This is a genomic window from Zhenpiania hominis, assembly GCF_014333425.1.
GTDB lineage: Bacteria > Bacillota > Clostridia > Peptostreptococcales > Anaerovoracaceae > Hominibacterium > Hominibacterium hominis.
This window is the reverse complement of the sequence record NZ_JACRYT010000027.1, coordinates 1-18,676: the sequence shown is the minus strand read 5'-3', so window position 1 is coordinate 18,676 and position 18,676 is coordinate 1. Positions and strand designations below refer to the sequence as shown.

Here is an 18,676-nt window from a genome sequence, read left to right as displayed (position 1 = left end):
TAAAAATGTAAGGAAATTATGATTTTGTATGAAAGCTTTTGAGAGGAGTGAGTAATCAATGAGAGCAATTCGAGAAGCGAAAGCATCGATTCGGGTGATAACGGCAGCTCTGTTGCTGACCATGATCGCCTGGCTGGTTCCGGCAAACATCGGAACAGCGGAGGCGGCGTCCGCCACCAATCTGTCGAATCCGCGCATAGACGGTCTGAGGACGACCTGGGACTGCGTGTATTTTGGAACTTATCCGCAGACCTCGGGAGGCGCGGATAAAACGCGGATTAAATGGAGAGTTCTGAACGTAAACGCCCAAAAGACCGAAGCCATACTGCTGGCGGACCAAGTTCTGACCGAGGGAATGGCGTACAACATAAAAGGAGGGGAGGTCTGGGCAAAGACGACGATCCGGAGCTGGCTCAACGGATACGGGAAGAATGAAAACGCTTCGGGTATCGATTATTCCGCAGACAACTTTATGGATATTGCCTTTACTCCGGCAGAGCAGGCGGCGCTGAAAACCGCCACTGTCAGAAACAAGGACGTAACCATTATCCCGACGGAAGGGGAGACCCAGCATTTTCCGGGCGGTCCGACTACCAACGACAAGGTGTACCTGCTGTCCAAGGAAGAAATCGAGAACCCGGATTACGGATTCGCTCCCGGAGGGGGACCAATTTGGGGTCCGGTAAAGACCAGAGACACGACTGCGACGGCGTATGCGAACAGATTCGCGCCGCTGAACCCGGTGGAGGGCTATTGGCTTCGCGGCCGCGGCAATAAGAGCTACAGCGCATGGTCGGTTAAAATTACAAATGGGTATGACGGAGGCTATAATGCCGGGATTGGCGAAGATGCGAGGGTAACGGATTACGGCGCGCGCCCCGTAATCCACCTGGATCTGACAAAGACGGATCTGTGGGACAGCGCGGGGACTATCGGCGCGAATATAGAGGAGTCCTTTGATACTCAGAGCGCGACCGTCATTCAGCTTGATTCCAGGATCACCAAACGTCTTGGAGATGCGCCGTTTTATCTGAACGAGCAGATTAAAAACGGAAACAACCCGACCTACAAATCCGACAACACGAAAGTCGCCGTGATCGACAGCTCCGGCAAGATCACCCTGAAAGGAGCGGGAACAACGAACATTACGGTTACTGTTCCACAGTCCCGGTGGTTCAGCGGCGGCAGCAAGACTGCGGTTCTGACCGTTCAGCCGGGCGCGGCGCCTGTGAAAAAAGCGCAGACCATCACCGCCCGTTCCTACACGAAGACTTACGGAAACAAAGCGTTCAACCTGAACGCGAAGGCGAACGGAGGAGGCAAGCTGACCTACCGTTCCTCCAACTCCAAAGTGGCCGCAGTAAGCTCCTCCGGCAGAGTAACCCTCAAAGCGCCGGGAAGAGCGACGATTACGATCAGCGCGGCGGCAACAGGAGCTTATAACGCGGCGAAAAAGAATATCACCATCACCGTAAAACCCAAAAAGGTGATCGGAACAAAGGCGAAAACCGGAAAACGCAAGATGACGGTAAGCTGGAAGCGGGACAAAAAAGCCACAGGCTACCAGATCACCTACGCCAGGAACAAAAAGTTCACCAAAGGCAAGAAAAACGTAACCATAGGCAAGAACAAAACCACAAAGAGAACGATTAAAAAGCTGAAGAAGAAAACCTATTATGTAAAGGTAAGAGCCTTTAAGAAAGTCGGAAAGACGAAGATCTACGGTTCCTACAGCAAAGCAAGAAAATGCAGGGTAAGATAAGGCGAAAACAGGACGGAGCAAAGAACCCGAACCTGACGAAGCGAAACGAGCCAATCAGACCAAAGCAGCGAAAAGAAACAAAACCAAAGGAAAGAGCATAAAATGAAGAGAAAGGAAAAGCGCGATATGAGAAAAAAAGGCATTGCCATTCTTCTGGCAATCTGTATGGGACTGCTCGCCATACCGGCATCGTCCTTCGCCTATTCGGCGCAGCAGCTTTCCACTCCGACCAATCTCAAGTGGAAGCTGACGGGAGGAAAAGCTGTGGCAACCTGGTCAACCGGAGCCTCCGCCGGTTCGGAAATGTGGTGCGTGGCGTTCCTTTATAAAAACGGAAAATCCATCTCCACCCTGGCGGAGGGATATGCGAAAAAAGGAACCAATCAATGCGATTTCACGGATCTGATCGAAGAACACGGAACCGGGCTGTACTCCTTCCGCGTACAGGCGATTGCCGATCCGGAGGGCGTATGGTGGGGCGACAGCGCAGTCAGCGGACACAGCCAGCTCTACAAGTATACGGCAAAGAAAAGCGGCAGCAAAGCGAAGGCGGTAAAAAAGCCGAAGCGCGTAACCAACGTAAAGGTGAAAAAAGGAAAACGCAAGATGACGGTAAGATGGAAACGGGACAGAAAGGCCGCAGGCTATCAGATCACTTACGCGAGAAACAAAAAGTTCACCAAAGGCAAGAAAAACGTTACGATTACGAGAAACAAGACAACCCGGAAGACGATCAGCAGGCTGAAAAAGAGAACAACGTATTATGTAAAAGTAAGAGCTTACAACAAATCCGGCAAAACAAAAGCGTATGGAAGTTACAGTGTTGTAAAAAAAGTAAAGGTTCGTTAAAAAACAAAACAAAGGAGATGAAAGGAGCGAAAAGATGAAGACAAAAAAGATTATGTCTGTAGCTCTGGCGCTGACGCTGGCGTTGACAGTGGCGTTTGCCACTCCGATTACAGCCGATGCCGCGAGCGTCGGAAAGGTAAAGGGACTCAAGGTTGAGCAGTCCAACAACAGAGTTGTGGTAAAATGGAAGAAAGTGAAGCGGGCTGCCAAATACCAGGTGTACCGCGCCACAAAGCTGAAGGGCAAGTACAAGAGAATCGCCACGACAAAGAAGAGAACTTACAACGATAAAAAGGCGAAGGGGCTGAACTACTACAAAGTGCGCGCAGTCAGAAAGAACGGAAAAAAAGGCAAGTTCAGCGCAGTAAAACGGATTTACAAAGCGAGCGGAAAAATCGTAATGCACGCCAACGGGCTGGGCAGCAAGGTTGTAAAAATCTCGATCAAGAATCCGTCTCCGAGAAACAGCATGTACTTTATGCCGGGTCCCGCCTGCTCGAAGCTGTTTGTCATTGACCGCGCGACAGGGAAGATTGTGAAGAACTACACCGCGTCCTTATCCGACGCCTATGGACGGACGAATGTCTATACTTCGATCGTGCCGAAAAGGCAAACAAAGAATATCCATATCACGGCGATTGGCGGGGACTTCCAATATTTTGACAACAACCGGTACGAATATGCCGCAACCGTGATGTTTACCACATCGAAGACGAGCAAAAGCGTGTATATCATGTCTCTGTTCTCCGGCAGATACGCGGATGCCGAAGTATTCAGATTACAATAACCATTTTTCTTTCAAACAGAGCCCTTAGACGAATAGGATACTGCCTTTTACCGGCGGTATCCTATTTGCGCAAGAACAGGAGGTATTTGTATGAACAGAACCCGAAAATGCGCGGCTCTTCTGATCGCGCTCTGCATGATGCTTACCATGCTCCCTGCGGGAGCGTCGGCGGCGACGGACTCCGGGCAGGACGACAGCGCGCAGTTCGACTACCGCTTTGTAACGGAAAATACGATTGAAATTACCGCTTACAAGGGAAGCCTCGAGCGGCTGATTATCCCGGAAACGCTGGACGGATATACGGTGGTAGGGATCGCGGATATGTCTTTGAAGCAGAGGAACGACAATCCGGTGGCTTATATTGAGGTGCCGGACACGGTTACTTATATCGGAGAGAGAGCTTTTGGAACGGTACGGGACGATTATTCCATCAGCGGACTGGAAACCGTCGTTCTTCCGGAGGGGCTCAAAACCATCGGAGACAGAGCCTTTTATAACTGCGCCTCTCTGAAAACGATCAATATCCCCTCTACAGTCACAAGCATCGGAGACAAGGCGTTCTTTAACTCCGGGCTGGAAAACCTTTCCCTTCCCGGGGAGATTACCGATATTGGAGAGGGCGCGTTTCTGAGAACCGCGTGGCTACAGGAGCAGGTAAACCGGGCAAGAGAGGAAGGAAAGGACTTTATCTTTATTAACGATACGATCTGTTACTTTGTCGGGGAGAAGACGTCCGGACATGTGGAGATTCCGGACGGCGTTCAGCGGGTGGAGGAGGAAATCTTTTACTATGGAGGGTACGGGGTTACTTCCGTTTCTCTTCCCGCCAGCGTAACGGAAATCGGAGACAACGCGTTTTCCTCATGTGGCCATCTTACCGAGGTTACGTTTCGCGGCGACAGCCGTCTAAAGCGGATTGGAAACAATGCGTTCTACTGGTGCAAGACGCTTCCTGCCATTTCTCTTCCGCAGGGATTGGAGGAAATCGGCGAGTATGCCTTTGAAGGCTGCACGGAGCTTGCAGATATTACGTTCCCGGACAGTCTCTACATCGTTCATCGAAACAGCATCGAGGACACGCCCTGGCTGGCGAAGCAAAAGAAAGGGGCGTTGTACCTTGGAAAAGCGTTTCTCTGGAATTTTGAAATGGAAAAGGACGATGAGAAATGGGCGGATCGGAGCAAACTTCCCAAAACCATAAGTCTGAGAGCGGACACCAAGGGCATCGCGGGCGAAGCCTTTTACGGCGACGTTATTTTATCCCAGTTGGGATACCATGCTCCGAATCTGGCGTCTTTTCCGGCAGGTCTTTTGTATATCGGCCCCAATTCGCTGACCGGGTTTGAGAAAATCCCGCAGAAAGTGCCGGACAGCGTTACCTATATCGGCGACGAAGCGGGGCTTTCTGCTTCCCATGCGGGCGACCTGCCCCCGTCGCTTGTTTATCTGGGGAGACGACCCTTTTCCGGATCAATCGGAACGGGAACCCTTACCATAACGATTCCAAAGAGCCTGACCTATATCGGGGATTATGCCTTTGAAGAAATCATGTGGACCTCCTCCGAATCGGGCGGGCTTCGGATTGTCTTTCCGGAAGGCTCGCAGTTGACCTATATGGGGGCTCAGGCGTTTGCCTTTAACCAAATCCTCTCCGTCAGCGGCTGGCCAAAGGCGATCGTTTCCTGGGACGACTACTTCCGTTACTGCATGATGAGCAGTCTTACCCTGCCGGACGAAATTCTGAACGTTTTGCGAATCTCGTGTTGTTACGGGTTCCCGGTTGACCTGAATAAGACGAAGGCGATCGGCGATGTGGGAACGATGGGGCATCTGTCTTTTGATATGGATTACGCCGAATCCACCCTTTCCATGAAAAACGTGGAACGGATTTCCAACTCCTTTATTAGCGGAGACGGTCTGACCTGGCTGGAATTTGGGGAAAACTTTCACTACATGGAGGACGAACTGTTCCTGAACGCAGATGAGCTGAAAGTGATCGTTCTAAACGGAGACGCGCCGACGATCAGCGGCGATCCTTTCGGGAGGAACGTTCCGAAAATCTACAGACCGGAAAACGCCTCCGGTTATGATTCCGACACATGGAAAAGCATGACGGTCGTTTCTCTGAAACCGGGAGAAAAGCCGGATCTCACAGGGCTGATTCCGCCGCCGAAAGGAAAGGGAAACCCGGCAGCAGCCGCCATGGCGCAGACCATCTCCGGCGCAAAGGCATATACAAAGACCTACGGAAACAAATCCTTTTATCTGAACGCGAGAGGGAAAACAAAGCTGACCTATCAATCGGGGAATAAAAAGGTTGCGACGGTCAGCGCGGCGGGGAGGGTTACGCTGAAAGGCCCCGGAAGGACGACGATCACGGTGCGGGCGGCGGCAACCTCCAAATACAAAGGAGCGGTGAAAAAGATTACGCTCACAGTAAAGCCGAAGAAAGCCATTTCACGCAAGGCGGTCTCCAAAAAGGCGCGCACCCTTCAGGTAAGATGGAAGCGGGATAAAAAGGCGACCGGCTACCAGGTGACGATTGCCCGGAATAAGAAATTCAAAAAAGGCAAGAAGACAGTCTTTGTGCGGAAAAACAAAACGACCGCAAAGACCTTTAAAAAACTGAAACGGAAAAAGACGTATTACTGCAAGGTCAGAGCCTACAAGCAGGTTGGAAAGACTAAAATTTACGGCGCATACAGCAAAGCGCGGAAAATAAAAGTAAGATAGCGTTTTCCGCGCGGCGCGTCCCGGCATGCCCGGGTTCTGCGCCGTTCACTTTGTCGGGGTTGTCCTGTCTGTTTTGCGTAACGTGTTCGGTTTGCCTGATTTGTTCGGCAAATCCGGGAACAGCGGATTTCTCCGCTATGCCCGCTTTGCGCGGCTTTCGCAGTTTTTCCGATTTGCCGGGGCACATCCCGGGATTGACAGGTTTGTTCGCTCTGCCTGTCCTGCCTGCTTTGTCCCGACTGCCTGACTTGTTCGGTATGTCCGGGGGTGCCGGGATTTTCCGCTCAATGCCTGTATTCGCCGGTAGCTTGAGAGCGCCGCCGGCAGAGCTTTCCAAAGATACTGTTCGGAAAAGGGGAGGGGCAAGGGGCTGCGCCGATTTTCCGCCAAGGCAATTTCTGCAAAGATTCCGGAGCCTTCGCCAATACAAAAAGATCCCGGGGGGCCGATCATGCGGCAGCTCCGAAGAGACGGCTTCTCCGAGGCTGCGAGGGCTTCCGATTCCCGCTATTCGGTCAAAATATGAGGTTTTTCGACAAATTCTTTGTGTTTTGGGAACAGATGTGATATAGTGAACTGTAAAATGAATTTTTTGTGTGCCGGATTTAATAGGGAGGGCAAGTCATGAGCGGGAAAAAAGGAGCCATCAGAGGTGTGTCGTACAGAGTTTACAGGATTCTGATCCCTCTGGTCTGCGCTCTTCTGATCGCGGGAACCTGTTTTGTAGTGGGAGCGATTATCGCGGGGCTGCATGAAACGCGCCGGACTATTGATTCCGAAACAAATCGCTATATATCCGAGTTATCCCAAAGTGTGGGGCACGCGCTGGAACAAAGACTGGATCGTTCGCTGCGGATCCTGGAATCGGTTTCGCATAGCTGCGATCAGGAAAGCGTGCCGGCTATGGCAGACTCGGAGGGAGAAAAGGGAAAGGAGGAATTGCAGGATCAGGCGGAGCTGCAAAAGCGGGCGGAATTGCTTCAGTTTCAGTTTTTTGCGTATGTTTTCCCGGACGGCACGGCGATTTGTTCCGACGGCGTTTCCCGCAACTTTTCCGGAGAAAAAGGGGTTATGAAAGCGCTCGCCGGAGAGTCGGTGATCGATGTCAAAACCAAAAGAAGGAAAAGCGCTTCCTCCCGGAAGAATCTGCCGCTTTTCGCGGTTCCAATCCGTTCCGGCGAAAAGGACGGGAAAATTATCGGGGCTTTAGCGGCTCCCGCTTCGCAGCAATGGGCGGATCCTTTTTTGCAGGAATATTATTACAGCGGCGACGTTTTTTTCAATGTCATCAAGTCGGACGGAACGAAAGTCTTTATGACCGAAAATGCGTACGTTTCGCAGTTCAACAGACGAGAGGGGTTTGAAGACAGCAACAATCTGTTTGATACGTTGCGTTGGAACGCGGAGATTCTGGGAAAGACGACCATAGAGGAAATCGAAGAAATCACCGCTGCAGGCGGGAACAGCTCGATTCGGTTTCGTTACCCGCAGGACGGGGTTGTAAGAACCGCCCACCTTACGCGTGTGGGCGATACGGATTTGTGCGTATGGATGGTTGCGGCAAATGAGACCATAACCGGAGGTTTCGCTCCTCTGCTGCACAAGGCGTTTTTTCTCGGCGGCGTCATTATCTTGGGCTTTGCCTCTCTGATTCTTGTTCTGCTTTTTTTCTACCGCAGGAATACGCGTATGCTCCTGACGGATCCGATTACCGGCGGTTACAGTCCATATCGTTTTGATCAGGAAGCGGAACGGCTGATTCGCAGCGGAGCGGAAGGGGACTATCTCTTTATCTCAGTCAACATCATTAATTTCAAAGTGTTTAATGACAGTTACGGGTATGATAACAGCAACCGTATTTTAAAGCATGTTCATGATACCATTCGCCGGCATATGGAAGACGGCGAGCGGCTGACTCGTTTCAGCGCAGATGATTTTAACGTTTTGAGCCGCGCGATACCGAAAGAAATGCTTTTACAGCAAATGGAATTTATCGTGAAGGAAATTAACGAATTTAACGAAAGTCTTTCGGAAAAGCAATGGCTGATGTTTCATGTAGGGGTATACCGAATTACCGATACCGACCTGCCGATCGTCTATATCAGAGACAGGGCGAACCTTGCCCGAAAAAAGGCAAAAGGCGACAGGAAACATATGCTCTACTCCTGTAGCTTTTACGAGGACGGCGAGCGGCTTCGTCTGCGCGAGGAAAACGTTCTTCGGAACAAAATGCAGGAGGCGCTGAAAAATCAAGATTTCAAACTGTATTTGCAGCCCAAGGTGGATATTTCCAGCGGCAAAGTCTGCGGGGCGGAGGCTCTGGTTCGCTGGCAGGATAAGGATATGGGGCTGATCTCGCCGGATCGCTTCATTCCGTTGTTTGAGCGGACAGGTTTTATTCGGAAGCTGGATCTCTATATGTTTGAACAGGTCTGTATTCTCGTGAAAAAGTGTCTGGACGACGGGCTGACGCTTCTCCGGATTTCCGTAAATCTTTCCCGGGTTCATTTGGAGGACCCGGAATTTCTGCCGCCTTTTGTGGAAGTGCAGAAAAAACATGACGCTTCGCCGGAATTTTTGGAACTGGAACTGACGGAAACGGTATTTCAGGAGTATCAGGGGAAAATCCAGGAGGCAATCATATGCCCGATTTGAATCAGATAGTAATGGTTCTTGAGTGCCTCATAGTCTTTGCTGTAGGGATGCTCCAGATTGTATCCTTGCCGCTTTTGCGTGTTAAATCCTTCGTTTTCCATCTTCCATCTTCTTCTGCCCAGCTCTGCCGTCTCTTGTGCATTCGTATGCTGCAGCGGCAGATTTGTCAGAAACAGAAAGGCAGGCGCCTCCTTGCTCGCCCTCTTTGGCTCATATTCCAGCACTTGCAGTTTGTTCCCTTCATACTCCACTCCCGTTACAAAATCATACCACCAGCCATCTTCCTTGTTTTCTCTCCGATTCTTCTGGCAGCCCTTCAGGCTCTGGTATTCTTCTCCAATGCTGGGAATGCTCCCTTCTTTGAACCGTAGGATGTATTTCCAGTGGGATTGCTCACACCGCTGAAACCATCCTTTACATGCATACAAACTGTCCGCGCTCAGACAGATGGGCAGTCTCGGGAACTCCTCTTTCAGCCGCTCCATCAATCTCCAACAAGCCTTTCGTTCGCAATCCTGTTTCTCCGCTTCTCCCCCTTCTTCGTTTTCTACAAACTCGCTCAGAAGGCTGACGATCATCCCGGAATGAAGGACCAATTTCGCCTCCAGGACATAATAGTAGTTTTCTCGGTATTCGTTGGCGGTTCCTTTGTTATGAATACAGTACAGGCTCCTTTCATCCAAGGAATTCCGGCTCCGGTACAACTGGGTTCCATCAATTAGAATTTGCCAGTATCTCCCGCGAACTCTTGCCGCTTCAAAGGCGCGGCTTCTCAGTAAATGACGGACTAATTGGGTTTGTACCTTCTGCAAACAGGCCGGTTTCAGACGTTTTAAGTATCGATTCATCGTTTCCCAGTATGGAAGCTCGTTTCCGGCATCTGCTTCTCCGCAAAGCGTCCAGATATTTGCAATCATTTGCTCCGAATTAAATTCTTCACTTGTTTTCCGCATGCTGCTGATGTAGCATAGAGAAGAAAGGATTCGTGTCATTAGAAGCACCGGGGCCGGATAGGTGATATAGCTTTGGTGTCTGGGATCGGGCAGTTGCCGAAGCAGAGAAGCAAGTCCGGGAAAAAATGTTTGAGGATACGAGCCAGTTCCAGGGCAAGGCTGCATTGCTTCAGGTTGTCTCTGGTCTCTTTTCTGGTATGATTCCTTTGTCCTTTCATGGAAAAAACCTCCTTCCTTTTTGGTTGTTGCGAAAAAATGGTTTCTGTTCCATTCTATTTTCTCACAACTTCCCTGGATTGGGAGGTTTTTTTGTGTTTCTTTTGCGAAAAATATTTTTAGCGTCAGGGCTGTCTTTAGACTTGCAGGAGGTATGACATGACTTTTTTTGATGATGGGTACAAGGAAGACAAACATACATCGATCGTTACCTATGTTGTGAATGGCGTTGCCATGACGGAATCGGAATATGCACAAAAAGCAAGGGACAAATACATCAAGAATCCACCGGTTGGCTACTCTTCTAAAGAGATAGCACGAATGTCTGATGAAGATATTCTGGATATGGATTACTTCTTAAATGAATAAGTTACTTTCCTGAGGCTGTTACAGTCTCTATTTCCTATGCATTTCCTCTCCCACTGCACCTTATATGGTGCTTTTTTCATTTCCCTATTTATAATCGATATTTCCTATTAAATAAAAACGCCCGGCCACAAGAAGCTCTCACTTTGTGTGGCCGGACGCAAAATACGTTTTTATTCATCTGATTTGCGCTGCTTCGTGAGGCTCAGCGCCACGAGGACGATCAGGCTGACGGCGCCCAGGCAGATATAGAGCCATAGATGGGAACTGTCACCAGTCTGCGGTCCGTCCGGATCGTTGGGATTATCCGGATCGGTCGACGGTGTTGGCGTTTCCGGATCGTCAGTCGATCCCGGCGGGGCATCGGGTCGTCCAGGTCGTCTGTCGCAGTCGGATACTTGTTTGTGAACACGACCTCCATATTCTTTGCGTCCGGATCGTCAGAATCTTTCACCCTAACCACGCGCTCCACACCCTCGTTCGTAATATACACCTTCATAGTATAGACCGTCTCGTCATAGGTACACTGGCTGTTGCTGCCCTTGACCTGATAAATGGTATAGCTATAAACGCCGAGCTCCGAATAGGAAATGTCGGGAAAGCTTGCCGTTTCACTCCCTGTGATGGTCAGGGTATATTTCCCATCTGCACTGCCCTCCGGCATGGGATAGGAGATCTTGTCCGCTTCCAGCACGATTTGATATTCCTCTGTCGGCGACGGGGCGGTTCCCTCCAGCTTTACTTCCACAGACGGCAGCTCCACTCGTAGCGGCTCCGCCGCCAGCGCCGTCACAGGAAGCCCTACCACGGTCAACACCGCCAGCAGCACGCCTGCAAGGAAGGCCCTGTATCCTTTCTTTTTCATGTTCCGCATTCCTCCTATTCCGCCGCCATGCGGGGCTGCATTGCCGCCAGCACGATCGTTCTTGCATCGGTAAATTCAGACGAGCAGGTGCTCAGCGCCAGCACCAGCGGCGCTTGTGAATTGCGCAGCTCCTCTACCGTTTCCTGCCGGACATACATGGCCGTTTCCTCCGCATAATCCAGCAGACCATCTATATCAGTCCGCCACCGGTCAGGCTCGAAGATATTGTCCTCTGACGCACTCACCAGCAAACAGGCAAAAATTTCAAGATCATAGCCCTTGCCGGGCACAAGCAGCGTTCCCGTCCTGTTCTCCTCAAAGAACGCCTTATCCTTAAACAGATCCAGGTCTCCGAACATGCCGCCGCCTTCCATGTGGTGGCCGTACAGCAGCGAATAGGGGTCGGAGAAATCCGGGGTGTTGCGGGAGTCCAGATAAATGCTCCCCGCCAGCGCAAAGTTCCCGTACACATCCGTGTTGATATAGGTCAGGTTGGTTTCCCCCTGCAAAACGGGGTAGTCGATTTTCGTGTTGTCCACCGTGATCCAGGCACACACATCCGGGTTGATGGCCAAAAGCTCAGCAAAGGTGGAGCCGTCCGGCACATCCTCGGCGGCTGTATAGATCCGATTGTTGTCCCACAGAGTGTATACGGAATAAGCACCGCAGACGCACAGGGCTACCACAACCAAAAAGGCAATGACAGAATTGGCAGCCTTCAAAATCCGATGTCGTATTGTTTTTTCATCCATTCTCCGGCTGCCCTCCTTTCCGTCCGGGGATCCGCCGTTATTGCTGAGGGCGGTTTTCCGCCCTCAGCAGCAGCGGTCTATCGTTTATCGTATGGTATCGCCCTTCTTAGTTTTCGCGGGAAGAGCGCTTTTTCACAAAGAACACCGCCAGGCCCACGCCCACGAAGGCAAGCATCATGATGTAGGGCAGGTTGTCCAGTCCGATGCCCGTGTCAACATTCATCCCCTTGTTGTTGGTGATGGTGACGGTTTCCTCCGCCTCGCTCATACTCTTTGTTTCACCACTATCCGAGTATGTATACACAGGCGCATCGTAGCCCTCGCTCGTCATGTAGGTACCGTCTTCCTCAACCGTATAGGTTACGCCGTAGGGCAGGTTCTCAATGATGATGGTCTCGCCGTTCTTCAGATAGAAGGCCGTGGCCTTGCCTACGGTGATAGTGGATGCGGTACAATCGTTTGTTCCGTTCTCAATCTTCGAGCCACCGGTTACCGTGTAGTTTTGGGCGTAGTTTTTGTTCTGCTCACCGGTCAGGGTGACGGCCACTTTGAAGTACTTGTCTCTGTCGCCCATGTTGCCGGTGACCGTCTTGGTCACCTTCAGTTGGCCGGCGGAGTAGGTCATGTCGATTTCATCAGTTTTGCCATCGGTTCCGGGTGCATTGTAGCCGCCGTTCTGCTCGGCGTGGACGGCGGCAATGCGCAGCTGATCGTTATCGCCTTGCATGACGGTCACGTAGAGCTTGATGTTATTCGTGTGATAGGCCACACCGCCGGATGTGCCGGCAGTAGGCGTAATGGTATATTCATACACGCCAACGGTTTCAAAACCACCAGTACCAACACTCGGCAGCGTGATGGTTAGCTTTGCTTCTCCCCCAGTGCCATTCCCTGCCAGACCTTGAGTCAGTTGCACAGCAGGAATGGTAAGGCTCGGCTGCGTAGTGTTGACTGTGTTTCCCTTGCCGTCCGTCACGCCGTTATTGGTAGCGGTAAACTGCAACGTCTCCTCCGGGGAAATGGTGTTCATGTTTGTGGCCGTATACTTAATGGTGATTTCCACCTGACTCATGTCAGTCTCACCCGCCGCAAACGCCACGGTGCCCATGCTTAACGTCAGAACCAGGACGAGCAGCACCGATAGAAATTTTTTCATAGTGGTTTTCCTCCTAATATTTCATGGATTGCGCCCTTGCGGGTTCGGCAATCCAGCTTCATTTACTCTGCGGGTTATATGCCCTGTCTGCGGAGAATGGTGATGACCTTGGCCTCCACATCCTCCATGGGGATCGGGCCGTGATCCCGGCTGTCCTCTGTTTGGGTCCGGTAGTCGCCCAGGATGAACACATGACCCTCCGGAACGGTATAGGGATAGGTAATCCCCTCCTTTGCGTAGCTGGGGTAGAGGATCTCGCCGCTTTGGACGGTGCCGTTGACCAGCAGCGTTCCGCTGTCGTCCAGCGTGATCACATCCGTTTCCCGTGCAACGACGCGCCCGACGCGGCGCTGGCCGTCCACGGTGTAGACCACCACATCGTCCTTGGCGTAGTCCCCCTGCAGCCGGAAGGCGATTACCAGGTCGCCGTCCTTCACGGCGGGGAACATGCCGTTGCCCTGCGCCTGGGTCAGCAGGAACACCTGGGTAAACATCAGCCAACACACAGCAGCGATGACGATGATCCGCCACAGCAGGCTCCAATACCCTCGCCGCAGGGCGATGGCATCCCGGCGCCGTGCGATTACCTCCGCCGGGGTAGGCAGGCGCTTTCGTTCCTTCTGCCTACTCATCGCCTGTCCATCCTTCGCCGCGGGCTGTTTGCCGCCGCTGCTCGGCAAGCAGTGCGTCGTACCGGATCCGCTCGGCCCGGAGCGCCTCCTCATACAGCCCGTTGAGCTTTTCTATCTTCCGCCACACGTCCGCCTCGTCCACGCCGCCGAAGACCCGGCGCTTAAAGCGGAGCTTCCCAAGATACGCTGCGACGGCCCGCCACGGGGAGGGGGAAGTATCTGCCGCTTTGTGCGGCTCCTGGGGGCCGTCCCTTACCCGATCTTTGCTATGCCTTGCCGAATAGGCTCTTTCCGGGGGTCTGCTGTTTCCATTTATTTTCATAGTATTCCATCACCCCATTCAGTCATCACGCCGCCGGCGCCGGATGATCATCCAGACCACCACGCCAATCACCACCGCAAGAATGGCGATATACGGCAGGCTGTCCAGAACAATGCCGTTATCAATGAGCACATTTTTTGTATTGGTGAAGGTGAGCTCGTCCGTGTACTCCAGCGTGGCCATGCCGGAGACGCTGCCGCCGCTGCCGGAAGAACCCAAGTTCGTTGCCTGCGGCGGTTCCAGCTTCGTAACGGCACCATCTTGTCCCTTTTAGTGCGTCTGAGTCACCGTCTTGGAGTAGGAGGTATCATACCCGTTGGTGTTCGCCTCGGTTTCGCGGATAGTGTAGCCGATGCCGTCGGGCAGGCCGTTGATGACTTTTGCGTTCTCTGTGCCCGACTTGATGCTGAAGTAGCCGACTGAGCCTGTCCCGTCTGTGGTCGGGTTAAAGGAGATGCCGCCAAAGCTCTGGGTATACTGCTCGTTCAGCGTAATCTCAAACTGCCAGGACTTGTCCACATCGCCCATGTTGCCGGTGACTTCTTTTTTTACCGTAATGGGGTTGGCTTCTGCCCGGTGGTTGTGGTAGGTGACGGTGTAAAGGCCCATGGGCGGCATAGCATCATCTCCCTGCGTTGCCACCTTCAGCGGTTCACCCGCAACCTGTGAAAACGGACTGTTCCCGTCTACGGCATCTTCGCCCTCGTCCAGTCCTATAGTCGTTGTATAGTACTGTTTTTCCTCGTCTGTGAGCTTCTCTTCAATGCTCACGGTCGCCCACGTTGGCAGACCGACGACAAATGCCGCCTCGCCCGCCTTGAGCTTTAGTGTAGCCGTTGCGGTAACCTCTGTCGACCCAAGAGCCCCATCTTTAGCTTCCGTAACCGTGAAATCTACGCCATAGTTGAGCGTCTCGCCCACACTCACATTCTTCCCGTCAACCGAGCCGCTAAATATTACCTCGAACTCAAAATAGGCGTCCCGATTGGTAGTGCCGTCCACCGCTTTGTTTATAACGAGCGTAGAAACGTTGCTACCCACATAGGTGTTTGTGATGTCGATCTTCCGATTGTTATTCTCATCATAATTCGCCACGTAAGAAGCGAGGTAGGTACATTTCGAGCTGCATGTTGCCGTCCAACGATATCCCGTTCCAAGCTGACGAACTGTGCCGCCAGGCCCTGTCACCTCCAATGTATCCACATTGATCGTGTTCGGGTCAAGCTCCAGCGTGCGGTAGCGATACTGCTTCGACAGGTCGTACTTCCCGGTGTTTGCATCGTAGACATAGCGCGGCAGGGATTTGAAGGTTTTGATCTCGCTGTCCGCGTCGTTGGTACTGTTCACGGTCAGATTGAAGTAGCCGTTCTCGTTCGTCGTCGCGCCGCCCTCGACTGCCGGGGTTGTAACGGCAAAGGACTCCCATTTTTCCTCATCCTCGCCCACGATCTGCCTTTGCAGCACAACCGCCACCGTGGACGGCCTGTCGTGGTCGGGCTTGCCATCCCAATGCTTCTGCACGCTCACATCCATATCCACGCGGACAAGGTAGATGTTGGCGACATAGTTTTCTCTGGTGACGCTTTCAATCATGTCTGTGGTGTCGTCGCTGAGGATGTATTTGCCGGTGTATTTTTTGCTGCTGTTGGTGCCTTTGCCGTCCAGCACATTCTGGATGCCCTGAGAGAAGCCCGCGTCCTTGTTGCTGTAGTCCAGGTACAGGTCGGTAACGACGGTTGCGCCCTCGGGGACGGCGTGGCGGTGGGTGCTTTCCAAAACGCCGTCCACATAGAAGCGCACCTCGTAATTGATGGCGGCCACCTCGCTGCGGTCAATCCACACGGCGCGGAGGGTGATTACATAGCGGCCGCTGCCCTGATTCTCCGTCAGCCCGAGCGCCTCGGCGTCCTGCCAGAGGAACGCGCCGGACATCTCGCTATCATAGGCCGAGGTCAGCTCCACCTGCGCCGAGGTCTGGTACGTGATGGGGTCTGTTTTGCCCTCCGGGATAAACGCCTCGTCCGAAACCTTGCCTGTCTTGGTGGCCTCATTGTCGTACTCAACCGCCAGCACCTCCCAGTGGGAGAACACGAACTGGCTGGTTGTGTCAACGGGCATCTTGCTGGGCAGCACCACATTGCTGTGCTCCTCGCAGTTGTAGCCGCCGTCGCCACCGATGTCGAGCGTCGGCATGTTCTTGATGTTCTCCGCAATGGGGGCCTCCGTCTCGCTCTCGTCCGCGCCGTTCACGTAGTCAATCGCGCCCGGTAGCGGCACGCCCTCGATGGACAGCAGCACCACGCCGTTAGGGCTGTCACTGTTCATCCAGTTGTTCAGTGACTGCGTCATGCGGAAGTAGTAGTAGCCGTCCCAGCTGGCTGTCCATTCTTCGTAGGAAACGACCTTGAACGGGTCGACAGTTTCACGGAGGTAGCCAGCACTCTGACGGTTAGCGGGCGCGCCGCCGAAGGTTTCAACGGCCTCTCCATTGTCAAATCCCAACCGCATCCACAGGCTTTGCCCGGACACTGTTTGTTGTTCCAGCTCCTGCTGGCTTTTCAGCACGAGGTACTCAATGGCATTGTCCCCGACGCCTTCAACGTTTCCCATTGTGTCGTTTTTCTGAATCAATTTGCCGTTTTTGTTGGTCAGGGTGACATTGGCCTTCGGGTAATAGCCGTCCTCCCGTTTCCAGCGGAAGGGGTTGGTGTAGGCGTTCGGGTCGGTGCTGTTGCGCCGCTGGGCAAGGGTGTTCTGGTGGAGGTCGGCCCAATGCCCGTAGCCGCTGCTCTGGTTCCCCTGTAAGTAATACTGCGGCTCCGCCACGCCGGAGAGCCTGTTCATGGCCATCTCCACGTGCTTGTGGCCGACCATGTTGCCGCCAGTTATTGTGATGTCCTCAAAGCAGTTGCTGACCTCTATTTTGTAGTTTCGATAAGCGTTGGTGCCGTTCGTCCCGCCCCAGCCGGTTATCGTGACCGTGACCACCGTACCCGTAGGCAGGACAGTGGTTTCGCTCGGTAGATCAGCTTCATTTTCAGGCAGCGGGTTCGTCAGCGACGTCATAGGCACGTCGATGGCCGTCTTGTTGATTTCCAGCTGGTCAAGCTCCCAGGTGGTACTGCTAACCGTTCTGCCGCGGAAGTACCAGGCGTAGGTCGCGCCGTTTTCGTTGTAGTCAAACGTGTCTTTGTAGCCCGCTTCATTGTGCGGGTTGTCGTTTACATCGCTTCCATTTGCATCAACAGGCCGTATGCGGTTGTACGCAAACACCTGATGATACCACTCCCAGGCGTCGAAGCTGAACGTGTCAATCTTCTTCCAGCTACACACGACGATGACGTCGCCTATAATATTTTCGGCGGATTGGGTAAGCGTGTACTCCGTGGCCTCCACGTCGTTGGTAAGGTTTATGGGCTTCTGATCGGCGTTCCAGCTACCGTTGTTTGGTTCGCCGTTCTGTGTCCCGCTGTACTGAAACTTCTGCATCGCGCCGAGGGTCTTAGTCCAGCGCTGCGCATCCCCGTCATTCACAACGTCGTCTTTGTTGACGTCGTCATACGTGGCGATGACGCACTCATAGCCGCGAGGCACTTCGACGCTCATCTCCGCGTGCTGGTTGCTGTCAATCCACTGCACGCGATCCGCGCCGAAGACGTCGTCCAGCGTCTTGCCGCCGGGGCCATCGTCGGTGGCCTTGTTGGTTGTCGCATCCTTGAACTGATAGGTGATTTTGTGCTCGCTTACCTTCTCATACTCGACAAGGATTTTCTGCCCCTCGCGCAGGATGGAATAGGCCGTCCTGTCGCCGTGCTCCTTGTCCGTCACGTAGTAGATGTAGGTTTTTCCGTCAACCGCAAGCTCGCCTACGAAGTAGATCTGCGTTCGTCTCCCCGCCGTGTCGAGCACGTAGGAACCCTTATAGGCGATTGTTACCCCATCCTTCTGCAGGGTGTCCGGCAGGACATCCGCCAGCGCACCGGGATTGACATATGCCGAGTTTTGGTCTTTGTTAAACGTTTTCATGTGTTCGACCATGTCCTCGTTCAACCCCGTGTAAGAGCTTCCCACGCTGACAAAGTTGAAATATTTCAGGTCGATCTTCGCGTCCTGCACCACTGACCTCAGGTGCACGCCGTTTTCCTCCAGCGCCATGAGGGTCATACCGCCGTTTTGCAGCTGGTAGAGGATCTCCTCCTCGCTCAGTCGCTCCTCCGCCGACTCGGCGGTGGCATGGCATTCGCATGCGCAGCCTTCAATGGCGCAGCTCTTGCCCTCGCATCCCTCCACCGTGTGGGGTGGTTGCGGTGTCAATGCCTCCATGGCATATGGCGGTGTCAAGTTGTTGTGGAGTTTTTGGTTGACAGATCCAAAATGATTATCATCTAGCTTAGCGGTATGCCTCTGTTCATGCTAAGGCTTCTGATCAGTGTCTGGGTTCCGCTGCTTCCATCGAAAACAGGCTCTCTCCTCTCAAATATGCTGAAATCAATCGCTCCCTCGCAGGCCTCCTCTATGATCCGTTCTGCATATTCACCATAGCTGCCTTTTCCTCTGTCTTTGTCCTTGAAATCCCTCGCTTCTATCTTTCCTCGGTTCTTTATGTATATCCTCTGCTTCGTCAGTTT

The 18,676-nt window shown here is 52.8% G+C and carries 16 protein-coding genes and 1 pseudogene; 6 read left to right on the top strand and 11 right to left on the bottom strand.

Going from position 1 to position 18,676, the window contains the following annotated elements; translation table 11 throughout:
- The first annotated feature begins 58 nt into the window (after window positions 1–58).
- The 5 genes from H9L42_RS15215 to H9L42_RS15195 all read left to right on the top strand — a co-directional run bounded on the left by H9L42_RS15215 (window position 59) and on the right by H9L42_RS15195 (window position 8,786).
- Window positions 59–1,762, top strand: a complete 1,704-nt coding sequence (locus H9L42_RS15215) for a DUF6273 domain-containing protein (protein WP_187304267.1) — start codon at window positions 59–61, stop codon at window positions 1,760–1,762.
- A 102-nt stretch (window positions 1,763–1,864) separates the two neighbouring features.
- A complete protein-coding gene (locus H9L42_RS15210; RefSeq protein WP_187304266.1) occupies window positions 1,865–2,611 on the top strand; it encodes a fibronectin type III domain-containing protein in 747 nt (248 codons plus the stop codon).
- Between the two features lie 34 nt (window positions 2,612–2,645).
- The gene (locus H9L42_RS15205; RefSeq protein ID WP_187304265.1) at window positions 2,646–3,398 is read left to right on the top strand and encodes a hypothetical protein; all 753 of its coding nucleotides are present in this window, start codon (window positions 2,646–2,648) and stop codon (window positions 3,396–3,398) included.
- 90 nt (window positions 3,399–3,488) lie between these two features.
- Window positions 3,489–6,131 (top strand): leucine-rich repeat protein, encoded by a 2,643-nt coding sequence (locus tag H9L42_RS15200; RefSeq protein ID WP_187304264.1) that lies wholly within the window; start codon window positions 3,489–3,491, stop codon window positions 6,129–6,131.
- A 624-nt stretch (window positions 6,132–6,755) separates the two neighbouring features.
- Window positions 6,756–8,786, top strand: a complete 2,031-nt coding sequence (locus H9L42_RS15195) for a GGDEF domain-containing phosphodiesterase (RefSeq protein ID WP_187304263.1) — start codon at window positions 6,756–6,758, stop codon at window positions 8,784–8,786.
- Here the strand turns inward: H9L42_RS15195 and H9L42_RS15190 are convergent.
- Both H9L42_RS15190 and H9L42_RS17095 read right to left on the bottom strand, forming a co-directional pair.
- Entirely contained in the window at window positions 8,747–9,703 is a 957-nt protein-coding gene (locus H9L42_RS15190) for a transposase (RefSeq protein ID WP_415930460.1), read from the bottom strand. The genes H9L42_RS15195 and H9L42_RS15190 overlap by 40 nt on opposite strands.
- Before the next feature lie 74 nt (window positions 9,704–9,777).
- On the bottom strand, window positions 9,778–9,957 hold the full coding sequence (locus tag H9L42_RS17095) for a hypothetical protein (protein WP_243235825.1): 180 nt from the start codon (window positions 9,955–9,957) through the stop codon (window positions 9,778–9,780).
- A gap of 157 nt (window positions 9,958–10,114) precedes the next feature.
- Between H9L42_RS17095 and H9L42_RS15185 the strand changes: the two genes are divergently transcribed.
- Entirely contained in the window at window positions 10,115–10,324 is a 210-nt protein-coding gene (locus H9L42_RS15185) for a hypothetical protein (protein ID WP_187304295.1), read from the top strand.
- A gap of 170 nt (window positions 10,325–10,494) precedes the next feature.
- Here H9L42_RS15185 and H9L42_RS17385 read toward each other — a convergent pair.
- The 9 genes and pseudogenes from H9L42_RS17385 to H9L42_RS15145 form a co-directional block, all read right to left on the bottom strand.
- A pseudogene (locus tag H9L42_RS17385) lies at window positions 10,495–10,572 on the bottom strand (hypothetical protein); the annotation flags it as partial.
- Window positions 10,545–11,186, bottom strand: coding sequence for a Spy0128 family protein (locus tag H9L42_RS15180; protein WP_187304261.1), 642 nt, complete (start codon window positions 11,184–11,186; stop codon window positions 10,545–10,547). The gene H9L42_RS15180 and the pseudogene H9L42_RS17385, both read right to left, overlap by 28 nt.
- Before the next feature lie 14 nt (window positions 11,187–11,200).
- A complete protein-coding gene (gene srtB, locus H9L42_RS15175) occupies window positions 11,201–11,938 on the bottom strand; it encodes a class B sortase (RefSeq protein ID WP_187304260.1) in 738 nt (245 codons plus the stop codon).
- A 106-nt stretch (window positions 11,939–12,044) separates the two neighbouring features.
- Window positions 12,045–13,094, bottom strand: a complete 1,050-nt coding sequence (locus H9L42_RS15170) for a DUF7601 domain-containing protein (protein ID WP_187304259.1) — start codon at window positions 13,092–13,094, stop codon at window positions 12,045–12,047.
- A gap of 74 nt (window positions 13,095–13,168) precedes the next feature.
- A complete protein-coding gene (lepB, locus tag H9L42_RS15165; protein ID WP_187304258.1) occupies window positions 13,169–13,726 on the bottom strand; it encodes a signal peptidase I in 558 nt (185 codons plus the stop codon).
- On the bottom strand, window positions 13,719–14,048 hold the full coding sequence (locus H9L42_RS15160; RefSeq protein ID WP_187304257.1) for a hypothetical protein: 330 nt from the start codon (window positions 14,046–14,048) through the stop codon (window positions 13,719–13,721). The genes lepB and H9L42_RS15160 overlap by 8 nt, the downstream gene beginning before the upstream one ends.
- A gap of 18 nt (window positions 14,049–14,066) precedes the next feature.
- Entirely contained in the window at window positions 14,067–14,267 is a 201-nt protein-coding gene (locus H9L42_RS15155; protein WP_187304256.1) for a hypothetical protein, read from the bottom strand.
- Between the two features lie 51 nt (window positions 14,268–14,318).
- Window positions 14,319–18,362, bottom strand: coding sequence for a DUF7601 domain-containing protein (locus H9L42_RS15150; RefSeq protein WP_187304255.1), 4,044 nt, complete (start codon window positions 18,360–18,362; stop codon window positions 14,319–14,321).
- 71 nt (window positions 18,363–18,433) lie between these two features.
- On the bottom strand, window positions 18,434–18,676 hold a 243-nt coding region (locus H9L42_RS15145), incomplete at its 5' end, for a hypothetical protein (RefSeq protein ID WP_187302588.1).